15 protein-coding genes are annotated in these 19,855 nt (G+C 67.5%); 8 read left to right on the forward strand and 7 right to left on the reverse strand.

From position 1 onward, the window contains the following. The first annotated feature begins 97 nt into the window (after positions 1-97). On the forward strand, positions 98-1,462 hold the full coding sequence (locus QZ670_RS11700; RefSeq protein WP_294255391.1) for a cation:proton antiporter: 1,365 nt from the start codon (positions 98-100) through the stop codon (positions 1,460-1,462). Here the strand turns inward: QZ670_RS11700 and QZ670_RS11705 are convergent. Then, entirely contained in the window at positions 1,459-2,985 is a 1,527-nt protein-coding gene (locus QZ670_RS11705) for a tryptophan halogenase family protein (RefSeq protein ID WP_294255394.1), read from the reverse strand. The genes QZ670_RS11700 and QZ670_RS11705 overlap by 4 nt on opposite strands. 118 nt (positions 2,986-3,103) lie before the next feature. On the opposite strand from QZ670_RS11705, the gene QZ670_RS11710 reads away from it, so the two are divergent. From QZ670_RS11710 to QZ670_RS11730, 5 genes are all read left to right on the forward strand, one after another. Continuing rightward, entirely contained in the window at positions 3,104-5,002 is a 1,899-nt protein-coding gene (locus QZ670_RS11710) for an NPCBM/NEW2 domain-containing protein (protein ID WP_294255396.1), read from the forward strand. Between the two features lie 134 nt (positions 5,003-5,136). Next, positions 5,137-5,694, forward strand: coding sequence for a PAS domain-containing protein (locus tag QZ670_RS11715; RefSeq protein WP_294255400.1), 558 nt, complete (start codon positions 5,137-5,139; stop codon positions 5,692-5,694). Next, positions 5,691-9,137: a CheR family methyltransferase gene (locus QZ670_RS11720; RefSeq protein WP_294255403.1), complete on the forward strand. Its 3,447-nt coding sequence runs from the start codon at positions 5,691-5,693 to the stop codon at positions 9,135-9,137. Before QZ670_RS11715 ends, QZ670_RS11720 begins: the two co-directional genes overlap by 4 nt. After that, the gene (locus tag QZ670_RS11725; protein ID WP_294255405.1) at positions 9,106-9,459 is read left to right on the forward strand and encodes a response regulator; all 354 of its coding nucleotides are present in this window, start codon (positions 9,106-9,108) and stop codon (positions 9,457-9,459) included. Before QZ670_RS11720 ends, QZ670_RS11725 begins: the two co-directional genes overlap by 32 nt. Positions 9,460-9,516: 57 nt before the next feature. Next, positions 9,517-10,044 (forward strand): RNA 2'-phosphotransferase, encoded by a 528-nt coding sequence (locus QZ670_RS11730; RefSeq protein WP_294255407.1) that lies wholly within the window; start codon positions 9,517-9,519, stop codon positions 10,042-10,044. A gap of 13 nt (positions 10,045-10,057) precedes the next feature. Here QZ670_RS11730 and QZ670_RS11735 read toward each other — a convergent pair whose 3' ends face one another. Then, positions 10,058-10,936 (reverse strand): phosphatase PAP2 family protein, encoded by an 879-nt coding sequence (locus QZ670_RS11735; protein ID WP_294255410.1) that lies wholly within the window; start codon positions 10,934-10,936, stop codon positions 10,058-10,060. A gap of 363 nt (positions 10,937-11,299) precedes the next feature. Here QZ670_RS11735 and QZ670_RS11740 point away from each other — a divergent pair, with 363 nt between their 5' ends. Then, the gene (locus QZ670_RS11740) at positions 11,300-11,851 is read left to right on the forward strand and encodes a hypothetical protein (RefSeq protein ID WP_294255412.1); all 552 of its coding nucleotides are present in this window, start codon (positions 11,300-11,302) and stop codon (positions 11,849-11,851) included. A gap of 2 nt (positions 11,852-11,853) precedes the next feature. Here the strand turns inward: QZ670_RS11740 and QZ670_RS11745 are convergent, their stop codons facing one another. After that, positions 11,854-13,299, reverse strand: coding sequence for a hypothetical protein (locus QZ670_RS11745; protein ID WP_294255415.1), 1,446 nt, complete (start codon positions 13,297-13,299; stop codon positions 11,854-11,856). Further along, positions 13,296-14,030 carry an ABC transporter ATP-binding protein gene (locus tag QZ670_RS11750; RefSeq protein WP_294255417.1) on the reverse strand — a complete coding sequence of 245 codons (735 nt, stop codon included), beginning with the start codon at positions 14,028-14,030 and terminating at the stop codon, positions 13,296-13,298. The genes QZ670_RS11745 and QZ670_RS11750 overlap by 4 nt, the downstream gene beginning before the upstream one ends. A gap of 115 nt (positions 14,031-14,145) precedes the next feature. Here QZ670_RS11750 and QZ670_RS11755 point away from each other — a divergent pair, with 115 nt between their 5' ends. Further along, positions 14,146-14,355, forward strand: coding sequence for a hypothetical protein (locus tag QZ670_RS11755; protein WP_294255420.1), 210 nt, complete (start codon positions 14,146-14,148; stop codon positions 14,353-14,355). A 9-nt stretch (positions 14,356-14,364) separates the two neighbouring features. Here QZ670_RS11755 and QZ670_RS11760 read toward each other — a convergent pair whose 3' ends face one another. From QZ670_RS11760 to QZ670_RS11770, 3 genes are all read right to left on the reverse strand, one after another. Continuing rightward, on the reverse strand, positions 14,365-15,855 hold the full coding sequence (locus tag QZ670_RS11760) for a tryptophan halogenase family protein (protein ID WP_294255422.1): 1,491 nt from the start codon (positions 15,853-15,855) through the stop codon (positions 14,365-14,367). Between the two features lie 35 nt (positions 15,856-15,890). Continuing rightward, positions 15,891-16,598: a SapC family protein gene (locus QZ670_RS11765; protein WP_294255424.1), complete on the reverse strand. Its 708-nt coding sequence runs from the start codon at positions 16,596-16,598 to the stop codon at positions 15,891-15,893. 68 nt (positions 16,599-16,666) lie between these two features. Beyond that, a complete protein-coding gene (locus tag QZ670_RS11770; RefSeq protein ID WP_294255426.1) occupies positions 16,667-19,852 on the reverse strand; it encodes a TonB-dependent receptor in 3,186 nt (1,061 codons plus the stop codon). Between the last annotated feature and the right edge of the window lie 3 nt (positions 19,853-19,855).

Consider the following 19,855-nt stretch of genomic DNA (forward strand, 5'->3'; position numbering starts at 1 on the left):
GCTGCGGTGATCGGCCCTTGTGCAATGCGCAGTGACGCGCTCCCTAGAGGCTCGCGCAGACACGGCAGAGGTCTGGCGCCCGAGGGGATCGAACCGAATGAACGAGCTGCTGACCGGCGCCTGGCACGCGCTGACCGACGTCCTCAATCCGCACGGCCCGGCGGTGCACGCCGCCAAGACGTATGCGCCCGGCGACTTCAGCATCCATTTCTTCCTGCAGCTGGCGATCATCCTGCTCGCCTGCCGGGTGGTCGGCTGGGCGGGGCAGAAGTTCCTGAAGCAGCCCCAAGTGGTCGGCGAGATGATCGCCGGTGTCGTGCTCGGCCCCTCGCTGCTCGGGTTGTTCTTCCCCGATTTGCAGCTGGCGATTTTCCCCAAGGAAACACGCAACGTCCTCTATGCTGGCGCGCAACTCGGCGTCGGGCTCTACATGTTCATGGTCGGGCTGACGCTGCGGCTCGACCATTTCCGGTCCAAGGCGAAGAGCGCCGCGGGCGTCTCCGCCGCCGGGATCGCCGCGCCCTTCTTGCTCGCCGCGCTGATCACGCCCTACCTGCTTGCCGTACCCGGGCTGTTCACCCCCGGCATCAGCCAGGCCAATGCGACGCTGTTCATGGGCGCCTGCATCGCGCTGACCGCCTTCCCGATGCTCGCCCGGATCATCAACGAGCGCGGTCTGGCAAATTCGTCGCTGGGCACGCTGTCGCTCACCGCCGGCGCGTTCGACGACGCCGCCTCCTGGTGCGTGCTGGCGCTGGTGCTGGCGACCTTCGGCGCGGGGCCGGGCGTGGCGGTGCTCGCGATCGGCGGGGCGGTTCTCTACACCGGCTTCATGCTGCTGTTCGGCCGGCGCCTGCTCGCGCCGCTCGGCCGCATCGTCGAGGCGCGCGGCGAGATGAGCAGCGCGGTGCTCGCGGTCACGATGATGCTGTTCTGCATGTCCGCCTTCTTCATGGACGCGATCGGGATCCATGCGATCTTCGGCGGCTTCCTGATGGGCGTGTGCATGCCGCGCGGGCTGTTCGTCACGGAGCTCAAGCGCAAGGTCGAGCCGCTCGCCGTGGTGCTGCTGCTGCCGATGTTCTTCACCTATTCGGGGCTCAACACCCAAATGGACATGGTCAACTCGCCCTCGCTGCTGCTGGTCGCACTGGGCATCCTGGCGGTGTCGGTCCTCGCCAAGTTCGGCGCCTGCTGGGCGGCGGCGCGCGTGGCCGGCGAGGACAACCGCACCGCGCTCGGCATCGGCGCGCTGATGAACTCGCGCGGGCTGATGGAGCTGATCATCATCAATATCGGGCTGCAGAAGGGCATCATCGGCCCGACGCTCTTCTCGATGCTGGTGCTGATGGCGATCGTGACGACGGTGATGGCAACCCCGCTGTTCGAGGCGGTCTATGGCCGCAAGGCGCGGGCCAGCGGCGAGCTAGACGCGATCGAGGGCCAGCTGGCGACGGTCTAGCCAGCGAGTTGGCGGATCAGCTCGCGGTGCGCGGGCAGGTCCGCCACCGCCTGTTCGCCGAAGCCGCGGATGCGGGCGAACTGGCGCGCGGCGGCCTCTTCATGGGGAAAGCCCCCGCGGGCGAGGGAAAGGTCGGTGGGGAAGTCCATCCCGTAGAGGATGTACTGATAGTTGAAGAAGGCGAAGCTTTCGACGTCGAGCAGAAAATCGAACCGGCTTGGCGGGCGGTGGCGCCATTGGTCGAGCAGCGCCTGCAGCGTGTCCGGGATGGTCGCCGGATCGCGATTGTCGCGCCAGAACGGCTCCTCGCGGCGGCTCAGGCAGTAATGGAGCTTGAGGAAGTCGACGATCCGCGCGTAGCGCGCCGTCATCAGCGCGTTGAACCGCGCGGCGGGCGCATCGACGGGACCGGCATGCGGGAAAAGCTCGGCAATCATCGCGGCGGCCGCCTCGATCAGCACCACGCCGGTCGCCTCCAGCGGCTCGAGGAACCCACCCGATAGGCCGACCGCGACGCAGTTCTTGACCCAAGGCGTGCGGCGATAGCCCGGCTCGAAGCGGATCAGCCGCGCGTCGTGCGGCGCGCCGCCGAGATGCGTGTCGAGGATCTCCGCCGCGCGATCGTCGTCCAGATGCGTGGAGGAATAGACGCAGCCGATGCCGCGCGCGTGCTGTAGCCCGATATCCCAGGTCCAGCCGCCCTCGTGGGCCGCGGCGACGGTGGTTGTCGCAATCGGCGCCTCGGGGTCGGCATAGGGGAGCTTGCAGGCAAGCGCGCGGTCGGTGAACAGCTGGTGTCGTACTGAGGTGAAGGGCGCGCCCAGCGCCTTGCCGATCAGCGCCGCCTCGAACCCCGAACAGTCGATATAGAGGTCGGCGGTGAGGCTGCCATGCTCGCGCGTCTCGATGCGGTCGATCGCGCCCTGGGCATCGGTATGGGCGGAGAAGACTTCGCCCTCCAGATGCGTCACGCCCAGCTCGATCGCGCGGTCGCGGAGCAGCTGCGCCAGCCGCACCGCGTCGAAGTGATAGGCGTAGGTGAGCGGCCCGCCGAACCCTGCTTCCTCCGCGCGCTTCGGCGCCCGGCCGTGCGCAGCGACCCGGTTCTGGATCGTCATCGCCTCGGCGAAGGGCGCCCGCCGCGCCTCGGGCTGGAGCAGCCAATAGGGCACCAGCCCCGCGCCCTCGGTGTGGAACGGCGCCTCGAATGGATGGAGGAAACGGTGCCGCGTGCCGTCGGGCCGGGGCGCATGCAGCCAGTCGTCGAAGCGGATGCCCTGCTTGAAGGTAGCGCTCGCCCGCCGCACGAAGCTGCGCTCGTCGATGCCGAGAAATTCCAGGGTGTGGCGGATCGTGGGGAAGCCCCCCTCCCCCACGCCGACGATCCCCAGCGCGGGCGATTCGAGCAGCGTGATCGCGAAGCGCTGCTGATGCGCGACATCGAGATACCGCGCGAGATAGGCGGCAGTGAGCCAGCCCGCGGTGCCGCCGCCCAGGATCAGGATCCGCCGCTTGGGGTTCATGGCTCCCACGCTACGGCGCGGTGGCGGGCCGGGCAATGGTCGTAGATGGGCTGAAAGCATTTGCCTCTTCCCCGAGGCTCCGGTTAGTCGGACAAATATAAACGAGGGGAGAAGCAGGATGGCGATCAAGACCTTGGCAGGCATTTCGGGGCTGCTGCTGCTGGCGTCGGCGAGCCTGCAGGCCGCGCCGCGCGATCCGCTCGCCCCCACCGGCCGCTGGTCGGCCAACACCGATGGCCGCGCGCCGACCCCGCCGATGGGCTGGAACAGCTGGAACGCCTTCGCCACCGACGTCGACGAGGAGAAGGTACTCGCCTCGGCGCAGAAGATCGTCGACACCGGGCTCGCGGCCAAGGGCTATCGCTATATCAACCTCGACGAAGGCTGGTGGGACCATCGCCGCGCCGACGGCCGAATGCTGGTCCGCGCGGACAAATTTCCCTCCGCCCGCACCGCCGACGGCGCAACCTCGTTCAAGCCGTTCACCGATCGGCTCCACGCGATGGGATTGAAGGCCGGCATCTACACCGATCTCGGCCGCAACACCTGCGCCCAGGCCTATGGCCCCAACGAGCCGCAGCTACCGCGCGGCAGCGTGCTGGAGCGCGAGGTCGGGCTCTACGGCCATATCGACCAGGACATCGGCCTCTATTTCGGCGAATGGGGCTTTGATTACATCAAAATCGACGGCTGCGGCTTGCGCGCGTACGCCGAAGACATCCCGCTGGTCCAAGCCGGCCGCTACCGCGCCCTCGCCCCGATCCTCGACCTCGACAGCATCAACCGCTCGAACATCCCGGCGGTGCGGGCGATGTTCGCGCAGGTGAAGGCAGCGCTGGTCCGTGCCGATCCCGATCAGGACTATCTCCTGTCGCTGTGCATCTGGGGTTCGGCGGACGTGCGCAGCTGGGCCAAGGATGTCGGCAATATCTCGCGCACCAGCGACGACATCACCCCGCACTGGACGCGCCTGCTCACCAATTTCGACACCGCGGCGCGGCGCCCGCTGTACGCGCATCCGGGCTCGTGGAACGATCCCGACATGCTGTTCATCGGCAAGGGCGAGTTCGACGCCGACCACCTCACCGAGGCTAGGTCGCATTTCGCGCTGTGGGCCATGGTCTCGGCCCCGCTGCTGATCGGCGCCGACCTGCGCACCACGCCGCAATCACTGATGGATATTTTCGGCAATGCCGCGCTGATCGCGATCGACCAGGATCCCGCGGGCAACCAGGCGGTGCTCGCCTTCGATACCGACGATTTCCAGATCCTCGTCAAGACGCTGGCGGACGGTGACAAGGCGGTGGCGCTGTTCAACCGCACCGCCGCACCGACCGAGGCAATCCTCACCGCGCAGCACCTCAAGCTGCGCGACGATGCGCCGGTTGCGCTGACCGATCTGTGGACCGGCAAGACCTCCAGCTTCAGCAAGGAAACCAAGTTCAAGCTCGCCCCGCACGAGGCCTTGGTGTTTCGGGCCAAGGGCACCCGGCTGCTCGCCGACGGACTGTATCTGTCGGAAATGCCCGGCAGCGTGAACCCCGCGGTGGACGGCGTCACCACACCGATGGCCGACCCGACGATCCACCGTGCGGTCGTCTCCTGGAGCGGGACGCGCGGCGCCGGGCAGCGGCCGCTCTATGCCGGCTGGGGCGGCGCGCAGGCGGACGCCACCCCTTACGGCCGCGAGCTCGCGGTGGCGGGCAAGCACTTCACCGCCGGGCTCGGCGTGCTCGCCAACTCGCGGCTGGAGGTGCGCAATGCCGGCTACCGGCAGCTCACCCTCTCAACAGGTGTGGACGATTCGGCGACCGATGCAGGGCATGCCGTCACCTTCCAGGTCTTTGGCGATGGGCGCCTGCTCGCCACGTCCGCGCCCGTGCGGCGCGGCGCAGACGCAAAGCCGCTCGCCGTCAACGTCGCGGGCGTAAAGCTGGTCGAGCTGGTGGCCCGCTCCGCCGGTGCGGTGAACGAGCGACTGCCGATCGTCTGGGGTGACGCCGCTTTCCATCGCTGATCGGAACGCCTTCGAAATCAACTAACTAGCGACAGCCCGCCCGCCGAGTCGGGTTGTTTCGCGGTCGAATCGCGCCTATCCTGGATCAGTTTCCGGGACAGGTCGTTCTGCTTCCCTATCGAGGCCCAGCAGACATGACCCCGCACCTTCCCCCCGCCCTGCGCGACTATTTCGAGAGCTCGCCCGTCGCCCTGTCGTTGGGCGAGGCGGTGGGCGACCATCCGCTGCTGCTCACCAACCAGCGTTTCCGGGATCTTACCGGCTATGCCTCGCACGAGATCGCTGGGCAGAATTGCCGCTTCCTCCAGGGCGACAGCGACAACCAGGAAGCGCGCATCCGCATCCACGCCTTCCTCGACGACGACGCGCAGACCAGCGTTCGCACCGCCATCGTCAACTTCCGCAAGGACGGCACGCCCTTCGTCAACCTGCTCTACATGTCGAAGCTGCGCGCGCTGACCGGCGAGGTGCGCTACATCTTCGCCTCGCAGTTCGACGTCAGCCGCACCCAGCCCGAGCGGCTCGCGGACTATGATCAAGCGCTGGGGCAAACGATTGCTCGGCTCGCGCCCGTCGTCGCCGAAAGCGGCATCGCGGTGGAAGGCACGTTGATCACCATCGCCAACACCGCCGCGACGATCGCCCAGGCCAAGATGACGCTCTCCGATCTCGATGCGAGCAGCTATCTGTGAACGCGCCGTTCGACGCCAAGAAGGCGACGCTGCCGGTCGTCGGAATCGGTGCCTCGGCCGGGGGACTGGAAGCGCTGCGCGAGATGCTGGCGCCCGCCCGCGCGCCGACCGGCATGGCGTTCGTCATCGTCCAGCATCTTGATCCCAACCATGAGAGCATGCTGGCGCAACTGCTCGACCGGCAGACCAATCTCGAAGTGCTCCAGTGCGAGGGCGGCGAGCAGATCGAGGCGGACAAGGTCTATATCATCCCGCCGGGCCATGGGCTGGCGATCCGCGGCGGCACGCTCGAGCTGACCGATTTTGCCCAGCCGCGTGGACTTCGCCGCCCGATCGACGATTTCTTCCTTTCGCTCGCCGCCGACCAGCAGGGCAATGCCGCCTGCGTGATCCTTTCGGGCACCGGCGCCGACGGCACGATCGGGCTGCGCGCGGTGAAGGAACATGGCGGCGTCTGCCTGGTACAGGAACCGGAGAGCGCGCGCTATGACGGCATGCCACTCTCGGCCGTCGGCACCGGGCTGGTCGACTTCGTCAAGGCGCCGGGCCAGATGCTCGACTGCCTCCACGCCTTCTTCCACCGCAGCGGCGGCGAGGAGCAGAAGGAAGAAGCCTCGCTGGTCGCCGATCATGTCGACGAGCTGTGCAAGGTGCTGCGCAGCGCCGTCGGCCACGACTTCTCCGGCTACAAGCGCACCACGCTGATCCGGCGGATCGAGCGGCGGATGCACGTGCTCGGCATCACCAGCGGCCGCGCCTATCTCGCCCGCGCCAAGTCCGATTCCGACGAATGCGAGGCGCTGTTCCGCGATCTGCTGATCAACGTCACCCGCTTCTTCCGCGACGCCGACCTGTTCGATCGCCTGCGCACCCAGGTGATCGAGCCGCTGATGCGCAGCTGGACCAGCGAGGAGGATATCCGCGTCTGGATCCCCGGCTGCTCCTCGGGCGAGGAAGCCTATAGCATCGCGATGCTGTTCGCCGAGGCGGCGCGTAAGCTCGCGCTGCCCGCCACCGGCGTGCAGATCTTCGCGACCGATATCGACGAGCAGATGCTGCAGATCGCCCGGAACGGCGTCTACCCCGCGTCGGCGCTGGTCGACCTGCCGCCGGCCATGCGCGAGCGCTACACGCTGCCGCACAGCGACCGCTTCCAAATCGTGCCGCAGATCCGCGACATGATCCGCTTTTCCAACCACAGCCTGGTCAAGGACCCGCCCTTCTCGCGGATCGACCTCGTCTCGTGCCGCAACCTGCTGATCTATTTCGACGATCGCCTGCAGCAATCGGTGATGCCGCTGCTCCATTACGCGATCCGGCCCGAGGGCTATCTGTTCCTGGGGCCTTCCGAGACGATCGGCCGGTTCGACCATCTGTTTCCGGCAATTGACGGCCAGGCACGGATCTTCCAGCGCTCGCCGGGCGCGCCCAACTATCCGATCGACCTGCCCGGCAGCTCGCGCGCCCGCAGCCCGCGCGAGGATCGCCACGAGCGCCAGGCGGGCCGGGTCGGCGCCGAGGAGACCGCAGCGGTCCGCCGGCTGATCGATCGCTATGCCCCCGCCAGCCTGGTGCTCGACCAGGAAGGCGTGATCATCGCCGCCTATGGCCGGCTCGGCCGCTATTTCGACTTTCCCGTCACCCGCACCGGCGGATCGAGCGCGATCGGCCTTGCCCGCCCGGGCCTGCGCAATGTGCTGGGCCCGCTGCTCCGCGCCGGTCGCGATCGGCGCAAGCGGGTGGTGGCGCGCGACGTCACCGTCGAGTCCGAATATGGCAGCCAGACGATCGACGTGGTCTGCGATCCGATGCCCGACGGCACGTTGCTGTTCGTGTTCCGCGAGACCGCGCCCTTCCGCCCCGCGCTCGACGAGGATGTCGCCGAACTCGACGCCGGTGACGATCATCTCGATGCGCTTGAGGACGAGTTGCGCGTCACTCGCCACCGCCTGCGCACCACCGTCGAGGAACTGGAGACCGCGAACGAGGAGCTGAAGAGCTCCAACGAAGAAATGATGTCGATGAACGAGGAGCTCCAGTCGACCAACGAGGAGCTGTCCACGGTCAATGACGAGCTGAAGGGCAAGGTCGACCAGCTGACCGTCGCCAATTCGGACCTGCGCAACTTCTTCGAATCGACCGACCTCGCCGTGGTGGTGCTCGATGCCGACATGCGCATCCGCAGCTTCACCGAAGCGGCGACCGCGCTGTTTCCCCTCCAGCCGAGCGACCGCGGCCGACCGCTGGCCGATGTCGCCAGCCGCCTGTCGGGCAACGACTATCTCGCGGATGCCCGTGCGGTGATCGCCGGCGAAGGCCCGCTCCAGCGCCGGGTTACCACCCAGGACGGCAGCCGCACGCTGTCGATGCGCACCCTGCCCTACCGCGCGCAGAACGGCACCACCGACGGCGCGACGCTGGTGCTGACCGACATCACCGACGCGCTGTCGCTCGAACGCGCACTCGCCGCCGAGCGCGAGCGGCTCGACATGGCGATCCGTGCCGGCGGCATCGCGGTGTGGGAATATCGCGTCGATACCGGCGAGACCTTGGTCGACGACCATGCCCGCGACGTGCTCGGCATCCCGGCCGGCATGGCGCTGAACGACCCCGAGGCGCGGCTCGACCGGATGCACCCGGAGGACCGCCCGCTGTTCGAGGCGGAACTGGCGCGGGTGATCGCACAGGGCGGCGACCTCGAGATCAGCTACCGCATTCTCGACGGCGAGGACGTTCGCCGGATCAAGACCTTTGGGCGGCGGGTGGACGATGCCGGGCCGCTCCGGCTGGTCGGCGTGTCGATCGACATCACGCCGGAATACAAGCTTGCCGAGACCCGCGAACTGATGCTGCGCGAGATGAACCACCGGGTGAAGAACCTGTTCGCCATCGTCAGCGGGATGATCTCGGCCGGGGCCCGCAGCCATGACGACGTGACCCGCTTCGCCAACGACATGCGCGAGCGGATCGCCGCGCTGGGCCGCGCGCATTCGCTGGCGGCGCCGGCGGGCGCCTTGCAGTCGATCGACCTGGCCGAACTCGTCGAGGCGACCCTTGCCCCGTATCGGGATCATGCCAGCATCGAAATAAATGGTCCGAGCGTGAAGATTCACCGGACCTGTTTGTCCCCCCTTGCGTTGATGCTGCACGAATGGGCGACGAACGCGGTCAAATATGGGGCACTCGGTGCGAACGGCGGGGAACTCTCCGTGCACTGGGAACGTGTGCCCGACGGCGTCCGGCTCGACTGGCGCGAGGCGGGAGACCGCCCCGTTTCGGTGGAATCGGGCACCGGCTTCGGCACGATTCTGGTACAAACCTCGTCGCGCCAATTGGGCGTGACGGTCACCCGATCGGCGGAGGACCAGGTCTTCGCCATCCAGATCCATCTGCCTGCGAAAGTGCTTGCGAATGACGAAGACGGTGATGCTCATCGAGGATGAGCTGTTCGTAGCGCTGGACGTGCAGGACGTGGTGGAAGAAGCGGGTTTTGCGGTGGAAGGCCCCTATGTTTCGGTCGCCGAAGCATTGGAGGCGGTGGCGAGCCACCTGCCCGGCTGCGCGATTCTCGACGTGCGCCTGACCGACGGCGAGGTCTTCCCCGCCGCCGATGTGCTGCGCGATGCGGGCGTGCCGATCATCTTCCATTCGGGCCACGCCGACGCGACCTCGCTGCGCGCACGCTATCCGCAGGCGGTGGTCTGCTCCAAGCCTTGCTCGCCGAGCGCGCTGCGGGCGGCGGTGGAGAATGTGTTCGCGGCGTGACGGCCCACGGCATTCGTGTCGTCGACGATCGCGTTGCGGCCCTTTAGTTTAGCCGGAATGACTCAGAAGCTCTCGAAGCTGTTATCCTATTGGCTACGCCATGCCCCGGAGGCTGGCGACCTCACGCTGGACGATGCCGGCTGGGCGCCGGTCGACGCCGTGCGCGCGGCACTCTCCCGCGAAGGAGCCGATCCGGACCTGCTCGACCAGGTGGTTGCGGACAGCGACAAGCAGCGGTTCGAGCTCTCCGTCGACGGCGCCCGCATCCGGGCGAGGCAGGGGCACTCGATCAACGTCGATCTCGACTGGCCGGTCGCTACCCCGCCCGAGACGCTCTACCACGGCACCGTCGAGCGGTTTCTGGAAGCGATCTTTGCGGAGGGGCTCAAGCCCATGGCGCGGCACCATGTGCACCTGTCACCCGATGTCGAGACCGCCGCGCGTGTCGGCGAGAGACGCGGGGCGCCGGTCCTTCTCCAAATTGCCGCTGGAGAGATGGCACGCCAGGGCGCTGTCTTCCGGTTGTCGAGCAACGGTGTCTGGTTGGCGGAAGCAGTGCCGCCAGCATTCATCTCCCGCGTCTAGCGTCGCCGTATAATCAACCTGCCGCGAGCGCCGTCCGCACGCGCCAGCGGACCAGCAGCGTCGCGAAGAACCACGCGACGAGCGCGACGCCGGCGCCGAGGATCAGGTCGATCAGATAATGCGTGCCCTCCACCGGGGTCGACAGCAGCATCGCGCAGGGGATCGCGGTCAGCCACCAGCGCAAGGGTCCGCAGCGCTGGGCGGCGGCGATGTAGAGCGTGGCGGACGCCGCGTGGAAGCTCGGCGCCGAGACGAGCCCGCGCAATTGGCCGACATCAACCACGGTCAGGCTGTGGTCGCGCAGCGCCGGGATCAGATCCGGCTGCCAGAGCTCGCTGAAGGGCATGTAGGGGATCGGGCCGTGCCAGAGATAGGAGAAGGGCCCCACCGCCGGCATCTGGCTGTAGATGGCGAGCGTCAGCACCGCGGCGATCGCGAAGGCGGCGAGGAAGCGGTGCGCCTCGCGCCGCATGCCCATCAGCGCAAACCAGCCGAGCAGCATTGCAGGCGTGAGGAAGATGCTCTGATAGGCGATAATGCCGAGCAGCTGGAGCGAGCGATGCGCGGCGACCAGCCGGTACCAGGCGAGCCAGTCGAACTGGAGCAGTTCATCGACGCGCTGCAGTCCGGCATCGGCAAACCCCTGGCTGAGCCCCGCGACCGGGTAGGAGCTCACCGCACCGATCAGCGCCAGCGCCATGAACAGGGTATAATATTCCACCACCTGGGCGAGGACGAGGCTCCAGCGGCGGCCGTCGCGCAGGCACCACAGCCGCAGCAGCGGTGCGGTAGCGAGAATTGCGTAATAGGGGATGTTGCTGTGGGCGAAGGGATCAATCGTCAGCCCCGCAGCCCAGAGCAGCAGCGCGCAGGCACCAACCGCTGCGATCACCGCTGCCCGCACCTGCCCGCCTGAAAAGCCGATGCCGGCCCGCGGGTCAGTCGAGAGCGCGGGAAGCACTGTTGTTGGCGCGAGAAGGGCGGAGGTGGGATGCGGATCGGTCAAGGGCATTGCTCGTCGAGAGGGCGGAGCGACCCGCCTGTCATTGCTGTCCGCGTGTCGTAGCCGATCCTATCGCGCCGATGCGCCCGCGCCTAGCCCTTGGGGCGCCTGTCGCGAGTGGCACTTTACCGCCGGGCAAAGTGCCGCGACCGGCCGTTTCCCGCGCGCGGCAAAGTGCCATGGCTGGTCCAATTGCAGAGGGGCGCACGCAAGGGATTCACAGGCGAATCGCGATGTGCTTAGATTCCTGCTATGTTCCAGCCCGATCTCTTCGCCGCCGCCCCCCGCGTTCGGCCGGATGCGGCCTCCCCCACCGCCATGGACCTCCCCGCGGTGCTCGACCGGCTGAGCGCCACCTGCGAGCGGCCGCGCTACAGCTTCATGGTGCTCCAGCTGATCGCCCAGGCGAGCGACCGCACCGGCTGGGCCGGCCCCTGGATCGAACGCGACGGCCGCCGCCTCTCGGTGCGCGACTGGCTGAGCGAAGCGCTGTCGCCGGTCGCCCGGCGCGATCCGCGCCGGCTGGGGCTGGCGGCCCGCGCACGGGCCGAACTGGAAAAGGCGGGCACCCTCCCCGCCGATCCGGCGGCGGCGCAGGCGGCGATCGAGGCGGAGGTGCAGCATCGCATCCGCCTTTCCGGCCGCACCAATGTCAGCCGCGCGGTCTCCGAGCTGGTTCGGGCCGGACTGGTGCGACGCCACTATCAGGGCTTCCGAGTCGACCACCACAATCGCGGTGCCCAGCGCCACGCCGTCTATGCCGTGACCGAGGAGGCGCGTCGGGCGCTCCAGCCCGGCGGCTGACGTTAGAGGAAGTAGACGATCACGCCCGCGGCGAGCCCGAGCAGCAGCGCGATCACGAACTCGACCAGATTCCGGACAATCCCCCCGCCCTTCTGCCGCCGCTGAAAGGTGGAGCGCGGTGCCGGCTGGGCATGCGCCACCTCCAGATAGCCGACCGCCCCGCCCGCACCGGCGGTGAACAGCAACGTCACCAGCGCACCGGGGATGGTCTCCATCGCGATCGCAACCGGCAGCAACATGCCCAAGGGCGCCGCCAGCGCCATCGCCGCGAGCAGCTTGGCGACATCCAGATCGTCCTTGTCGACCGGCGCCACCTTGAGCAGATCGGGCGCATCCTCGGCTGAAGCGGCGAGCCAGGCGAGGCTCGACACCAGCTGCCCGGCAATCACCACGCTGGTGAAGGCGAGCGTCGGTGCCATCGGCAGCGAACCATGGTCGCGAAAGGCGACCAGCAGGATCGGCGCGAGATAGACGAGGCGCAGCAGCACCTGGAAGATCAGCGCCGGATCGCGCAGCAGCAGGCGCAGCTCCTTGGCGAAGATCGCGGCGAACAGACCGCGGTGGAAATGGCGGGCAATGCCGCCCTTCGCCGCCCGCTGCGTGGCGGGGCGGGCACCACCGGCGCGGTAGCTGCGCAGGAAGGGATGGCGCATTCCCCAGCCCGCCAGCACGAACAGCGCCAGTGCAGCCCCGAGCAGCAGCGCCATCGCCAACGGCTCGCCGAACGCGGCCCGCCCCGGCAGGCTGCTCAGCCCGCCCTTGCCGAATCCCCGGCTGCGCAGCGCATCGAACAAGAGCACGGTGCCGGACTCGCGGCGATCGTCATGCTGGTTGAGGACCTGCGTGGCGAGGAACACGCTTGCGCCGGTCAGCGCCGCGAGGATCTGCCCCAGCGTCCGAGCCGCCCGAGGTCCCACGGTGCGCGCGAGCAGCAGCGTCACCCCCAGCCCCACGCACGCCGCCGCCAGCGCCAGCGCCACCAGCAGTGCTAGCGCTCCGAGCAGCTCGGGATGACCGAGCAGCGCCACCGGCAGCAGGATCGGCAGCAGGAAGATCGAAAAGGTGAGCATCACCCCGCCGGCAATGCCCAGCAGCTTGGCCGACACGACCGTGCGCGGATCGAGCGGTGCGGAGAAGAGCAGGTCGAGATCGCCCGCCTCGTAAAGGGTCCGCTGGCTGGCGAGCAGCGCCTGGGTGGTCATGAAGGTGAACAGCAGGATTGATGCGATCAGCGCGAGGAGCCAGGCGAGCGGCCCGGCCTGCCAATGCTCGTCCGCCAGCAGCAGCCCGAGGCCGACGCCCAGCCCGGTATAGCCGAGCAGCACGAGCGCGAGCACGATCTGCCCCAGCTTGCTGCGTCCGGCGGCGCGCAGGTTGCCGCGCAGCTCGTGCAGCGTCAGCCATGTCAGGCTTCCCGGCGGCAACCGCCGCATCGTCCAGCCGATCATGCGCGGCTCGTCAGGCGGATGAAGGTATCTTCCAGCGTCGCTTCGTCCGCCCCGGCGAGGGCGCGCAGCTCCTCCAGCGTCCCCTCGGCGAGCAGTTTGCCGCCGGCGATGATCCCGATCCGGTCGGCCAGCCGCTCGGCGACCTCGAGGATATGGGTGGTCACGATCACCGTCTTGCCCTGGTCGACCGCGGCGCGCAGCGCATCCTTCACCGATCGCGCCATCGCCGCGTCGAGCCCGGTCAGCGGCTCGTCGAGGATCAGCAGCTGGGGGTCGTGAATCAGCGCGCCGGCGAGCGCCACCTTCTGCTGCATGCCGCGCGAGAAGCCTTCGCAACGGGTGTCGCGCACCTCCCACAACTCCAGCCAGCGCAACAGCCGCTCAGCCTCGGGGGCGGCACGATCGGGCGATATTCGCCACAGCCCGGCGACGAAGCCGAGATACTCCGCCGGAGTCAGCTTGTCGTACAGCATCGGCTCGTCGGGGAGCCAGGCCGTGATCGCCTTGGCTTCTCGCGGGTTTGCCCGCGCATCGACGCCAAATATATCGATGCTGCCGGAATCGGGCTCGGTGAGCCCCACCGCCATGCGTAGCGTCGTCGTCTTGCCGGCGCCGTTGGGCCCGAGCAGCGCGTAGAGCTGGCCTGCGCCGACGGTGAGGTCGAGGCCGGTGATAACGGGCTTGCCGAAGGACTTTTGCAGGCCGGCGATGCGGAGCGCGGGAAAGGACATTGGCACCGATCCTAGCGGCCGCGCGGTTCGTCGCAAGCGCGCCGTTATGGACCTTTTTCCGCGTTCATTCGTCCCCAGCTTCCGCAAAGTACCGGGAGGGGTAAGGATGTTCGCCATGCCAAGCACGATCGCACCGGAAGTGATCGCCTGCATTGCCGAAGGACGGCCGCCGACGCCGCACGAGCTGGAGCGGGTCGCGCGGCGCGTACGCGCCGATCTAGGCACCGCCCGCCCCGCTTTCGCCTGGGGCGAGGCTGACCCTGCCGCCGCCGACCAGCTCAGCCTGCGCGTCGCCGAACTCGCCCTGATCGGCAGCCGCCGCTAGACCCGGTCCTCAAGCGGCGGCCGGCACCTTCGCCGCCGCATAGCGCGCGATGAATTCAGCATGGCCCGGCAGCTTGGCGAGCTGGGCCGCGATCCCGGCGCGCAGGTCGCCGAGTGCACGTTCGAGATCGTCCGTGGGGATTTGCGCCGGCATGTGGTGATGGTCGCGCGGGCGCACGCCTTGCCCCAGCATCACCGCGTTCCAGCTGTCGACGCGGAACAGGTCTGTCCCCTCCTGATAGCTCGACGCGCCTTCCTCGAACAAGGCGATCCGCGCGGCCAGGCTGTCCGGCACCGCGCGCGCGGCATGATCGCGCCAGAAGGGCTCGGTGCGGTCGTTGAGCTTGTAGTGGAGGATGATGAAGTCGCGGATATGCTCCGACTCCGCGCGCGACTGGGCGTTGAAGCGCGCCGACAGCGCCGCCATGTCGCGGCGGAACGGAAAGTTCTGCAGCAGCCGCGTCACCGCGATCATCACCAGGTGGATGCTGGTCGATTCCAGCGGCTCGATGAACCCGCTCGACAGGCCCAGCGCGACGCAATTGCGGTTCCACGCCTGCTTCCGCATGCCAGTGGTGAAACGGATCAGCCGCGGATCGAACAGCGCGCGCCCCGGCACCGCCGCGAGCAGCTGCGCCTTCGCCTCGTCATCCGACAGATAGTCGCTGGCATAGACGAACCCGTTGCCCATCCGGTGCTGCAGCGGAATCCGCCAGCGCCAGCCGGCACCGTGCGCGATCGCGCGGGTATAGGGTACCGGCGCCTCGGTCGTCTCGGACTGGACGGCGAAGGCGCGGTTGGTCGGCAGCCAGTGGCTCCAGTCGTCGAAGCCGGTCTTGAGCGTCTCCTCGATCAGCAGCGCGCGGAAGCCGGTGCAGTCGATGAACAGCTCGCCTTCGATGCGCAGCCCGCCCTCCAGCACCAGCGCGGCGATGTCACCGTCCGCAGCCTGCTCGACCTCGATGATGCGACCTTCGACGCGGCGCACGCCCGCCGGCTCGGCCAGGCCGCGCAGGAAGGCGGCATAGGCGGTCGCGTCGAGATGATAGGCATAGGCCAGCGGCATCGGATCGCCGGTGGCGAATTTCTCGGCCAGCGCCGCCTGCGTCTCCAGCGAATAGTCAGCCAGCGCACCGCCGAAGCCGCGCCGCTGCGCCTCCAGCCAGAAATGCTGGAAATCGCAGAGCGGCATCGCACGCCCGACCGAGCCAAACGGGTGGAAATAGCGATCCCCGTCGTGCAGCCAGTTCTCGAACGAGATGCCGAGCTTGAAGGTTGCGTTGGTCTCGCGGAGAAAGACCTGCTCGTTGATGCCGAGCAGCTTGTGGAAGGTCCAAGCGGTCGGAATGGTGGACTCGCCCACGCCCACCGTGCCGATCGCGTCGGATTCGACCAGCGTGATGTCGAGGTTCGGCCCCAGATGCCGCACCAGCGCCGCCGCCGCGACCCAGCCCGCCGTGCCGCCGCCGGCGATCACCACCCGAAACCTCTGTCCGTCCATTGCCGATCCCCTCCGAAATTTCTGTTATTCTGTCCTCAACCTTCGCGGCGTTCCTTGCGCGCGATCAGTCGCGGCAGGTTGCCGAGCGAGGAAAGCTGCCACACCGCGCAGCGCAGGAAGTCCTGCGCGTGAAGCGCCGCCAGTGCCTCGGCCCCCAGCGCGGCGAAGCGGCCGCCGTCGATCACCCAGCAATCGGGCACCTTGTAGCGCCGGCCGCTGGTGAGTTCGATGTCGAAGGTGACCGGCTCTAACAGACCGGCAGCTTCGAACGCCGCGAACATCGGCGCCGAGAGCTGGTCGCCGACATAGATGGCCTGCAGCGTCGCCGCGATCCGGTCGAGATAGGGCGCGTTGCCGCCTTGCTCGAGGAACAGCGGTGCGCCCTCGCTGGTCGAGACGCGGGGATGATCGGTATCGATATGGATCATCGGCTCGCCTTGGGCGCCGGCCGGCGGCAGGCCGATCGAGAAGGGGCCGATCTCCATCAGCGCAGGCAGCTGGTCGGCGTCCCAGCGGTCGCCGTCGAGGTAGAGATTCTCGTCGGTATCGAGGCCGAGCAGCACGGTCGAGCGCCAGCTGCCGTCGTCATCGCGGCGGAAGATCAGGACATAGTCGCGCTGGAGCGCCTCGAATTCGGTGGGGAACACCGTCATCTGGTTCACCGCATCGCCGAACGCGGCGCCACGGTCGAGCCGGATCCGCAGATCGGCATGGTCGATATTGTTGAGCACGGCGCGGGGCATGATGTGCAAACCTTAAACGAGAAAGGCCGCCCGAAGCGAGCGGCCTTTCCCTAGTGTACAGGCGGGCTTCAGAAGCGGAAGCGCGCGCCGACCAGATACCGGGCCGAGCCTTCGGACTCGTACCAGGTGTTGATGTAGTCGCGGCTGTAGCTGCGGACGCCTTCCTCCAGGAGGTTGATGCCTTCGAAGCTGAGCGCGATGTTCTTCGTCAGGTCGTAGTTGATGCTGAGATCGACCTGGCCGTACGGATCGTTGAACACCGGATTGTGCGCCGCGCCGCGGTTGAGATCGCTCAGGAACTTGGCGCGCCAGTTATACGACAGGCGGGCGGAGATGCCGTGCTTGTCGTAGATCAGCGTCGCGTTGGCCGTGTCGCTCAGACCGGACAGCGCGAACTGGTTGTCGTTCGGATCAGCGGTGATGTTGAAGCCGACATTGCCGCGCACCAGCGTGTAGCTCGCGGCGATACCGAAGCCGGTATTGCCGAGGAAATACTGGCCGGCGAGCTCGACGCCGTAGATTTCGGCGTCGCGGTTGTTGATCGGCGTGTTCACCGCAAAGTTGAGCAGCGGATCGGCCGAGGTCGGGTTCACGTCGATCGCGGCGAGCGTGTTGCTGATGTAGCTCGACCCGAACGTCTTCGTCGCCGGCACGTAATTGGCCTGCAGCTCGGCAGTCGCCGCCGCGACGTTGCCATTGTACTTCTGCAGCACCGCGGTGCTGGTAAACAGGTTCACATTGCTGATGTCGCCGCCGAGACCGGTGACGATGGCACGCCCTGCCTGCGCCAGCGGCCCCGCGGTTGGATCGCGCAGGCCGAACAGGTTGCGCTGCACCACCGAGTTGCCGATGAAGTTGTGCACCCGCTTGTCGAAGAATCCGACCGAGAGATACACGTCGCGGCGCGGATACCATTCGAGCGACACGTCGAAGTTATCCGAATCCAGCGGCTTCAGCCCGGGATTGTTCTGGTTGCCGGTCGCAACGCCGCCGAGCGACGTCGGGTTGTTGAGCGCGCCCGCGCCGGTGGAAGCGAACAGGCTGCCATAGGGTGCGCGCGAGATCGTCTTGCTGTACGATACGCGGCCGATCAGATTCTTCGCGGCTTCGATCTGGAAGTCGATCTGCGGCAGCAGATTGTCGTAGCTGCCCTTGCCCGACACCGCCTGGCGGTCGGCCGAGTTGAGCACCGTGAAGTCATTGTCGGCCTGCCAAACCACCGCGAGCGGCACGGTCTGGAACGAGGTCGACTTCACCTTGGTGTGCTCGTAGCGGACGCCCATCACCAGGGTCGCCTTGCGGCCGGCGAGTTCGCCCTTCCAGGTCAGCTGGCCATAGGCTGCCCAGATGTCTTCCTTGACCCGGTTGTCGTTGTTGCCCTCGACCACATTGGCATGGCTGACGCCGTCGTTGGTGATGCCGATATAGTGGTTGTAGAGCGCGTTGTAGAGCTTGGTCGTGTCCTGGGCACGCCATGCCACCTTGCCCACCGCGTCGGCAGTCGCGTTGTTGTGGTGGAACTGGCAGACCAGGCAATATTGCTGCACCGTGCCGGGCGCGAACGCCGCGACGTCGGGCGGCAGCGCGTTGTTCCAGTCACCCAGCGTCTGACGGGTATTGTACTGGGTCTGGCGGGTGTCGGTGGTGCGGAAGTCGCCGCCGAAATCGAAGCGGCTGCCGCCGCCGAGATCCCAGCCGGCATCGATGCGGCCTTCCTTGATCTTCTGCGACTGGGTCGACGCGAACTGACGCTGCACCGCCGCCGAGAGATCGCCGGCATCGAACACGCCGTTGCAGTTGCCGTTCTTGAACGCGACGCCCGTCGGGGTGGTCTGCGAGTAGCAGTCGTTGATCGTCAGCGTCTGGGTCGGGAAGCCGTCATTGTCCCAGGTCAGGCCGTGCGACGTGACGATGTTGCCGTTGAACGCCACCGTGGTCGAGGTCTGGCCGTTGGGATTATCGGGCAGGCTCTCCGCCTTGCCGATATGGCCGTCGAAGTTCAGCGAGAAATTGTCGGCGAGCTGCCATTTCAGATTGCCGCCGATATCCCACAGCCGGTTCTTCTGCGCGCGATAGGCGTTCTCGAAGCCTTCGTCCTTCACGCCGTTGAGCGTCTCGTGGAGGTACTTGGTCGTCGCGATGCCGTTGCTCGAATCGTCGAAAGTGACTTCGTCGAACGGCTTGGAGAACCAGTTGGACTGCGACGAGCGGCGCTCGGACGAACGCAGCTGCGCGAACAGGCCGTCAACCGTGAAGGTCATGCTGTCCGAGGGGCGATACTGCACCACGGCCTGGCCGTTGATGCGCTCGCGGCTCGCTTCCGAGAAGTGGTGGCGATAGTCGTCGGGCACCGCGACCAGCGTGTTCGGATCGGTCGGGCGATTGTTGATCTTGGTGTTAGCGGTGATGTAGCCCTTCGACGGATCGAGGAAATCCGACAGCCGCGGCATGTTCCAGTAATTGTTCGCCTGGCTCGGGAAGCTGAAGTTGCGCTTCTGGTAGCTGCCGAACAGGGTGACGCCGAAGCGCTGCTCCTGGTCGCTCCAGCTCGCCACGCCCGAAAATTCCGGGGTCACATGGCTGCCGCAGCTGATGCAGTCGTCGGCCGAGGTGTCGTAGCTGGCCTTCGCGCCGATCGAGCCGGAGAAGCCCGCCTGACGATCAAGCGGGCGGACGCCGACGATGTTGATGGTGGCACCGATGCCGCCCGACGGAACGGCCGCGCGGCCGGTCTTGTAGACCTCCAGCGTCTTCACGCCTTCCGAGGCGAGGTTGGCGAAGTCGAACGAGCGGCCGAAGCCGCCGGCGCCGTCACCGCCCTGGTCGCCGCCCACCGCGACAATGTTCGAGGCCGCGAGCTGGCGGCCGTTCAGCGTCACCATGTTGTACTGCGCGCCGAAGCCGCGGACCGTCACGGTCGAGCCTTCGCCGTTGACGCGGTCGATCGACACGCCGGTGATGCGCTGGAGTGATTCCGCAAGGTTGGTGTTGGCGAACTTGCCGATGTCTTCCGCCGAGATCGCATCGACGATGCCGGTCGAATCGCGCTTCAGCGCAATCGAGCGCTCGAGCGAGGCGCGGATGCCGGTGACGACGATCTCGCCGCTGTCCTGGCCCGCGTCCTGCGCCGTGTCGGCCGCGGCAGAGTCGGTGGCGGTGCTGGTCTGCGCCGCGGCGAGGCCGGGCATGGCGAGTGCCGTCGCGACGGCGAGCATGGATACCGCGCGAACGCGCGATGACGAACGAATACGCATGTG

The sequence above is a fragment of the uncultured Sphingomonas sp. genome (assembly GCF_913774285.1).
Classification (GTDB): domain Bacteria; phylum Pseudomonadota; class Alphaproteobacteria; order Sphingomonadales; family Sphingomonadaceae; genus Sphingomonas.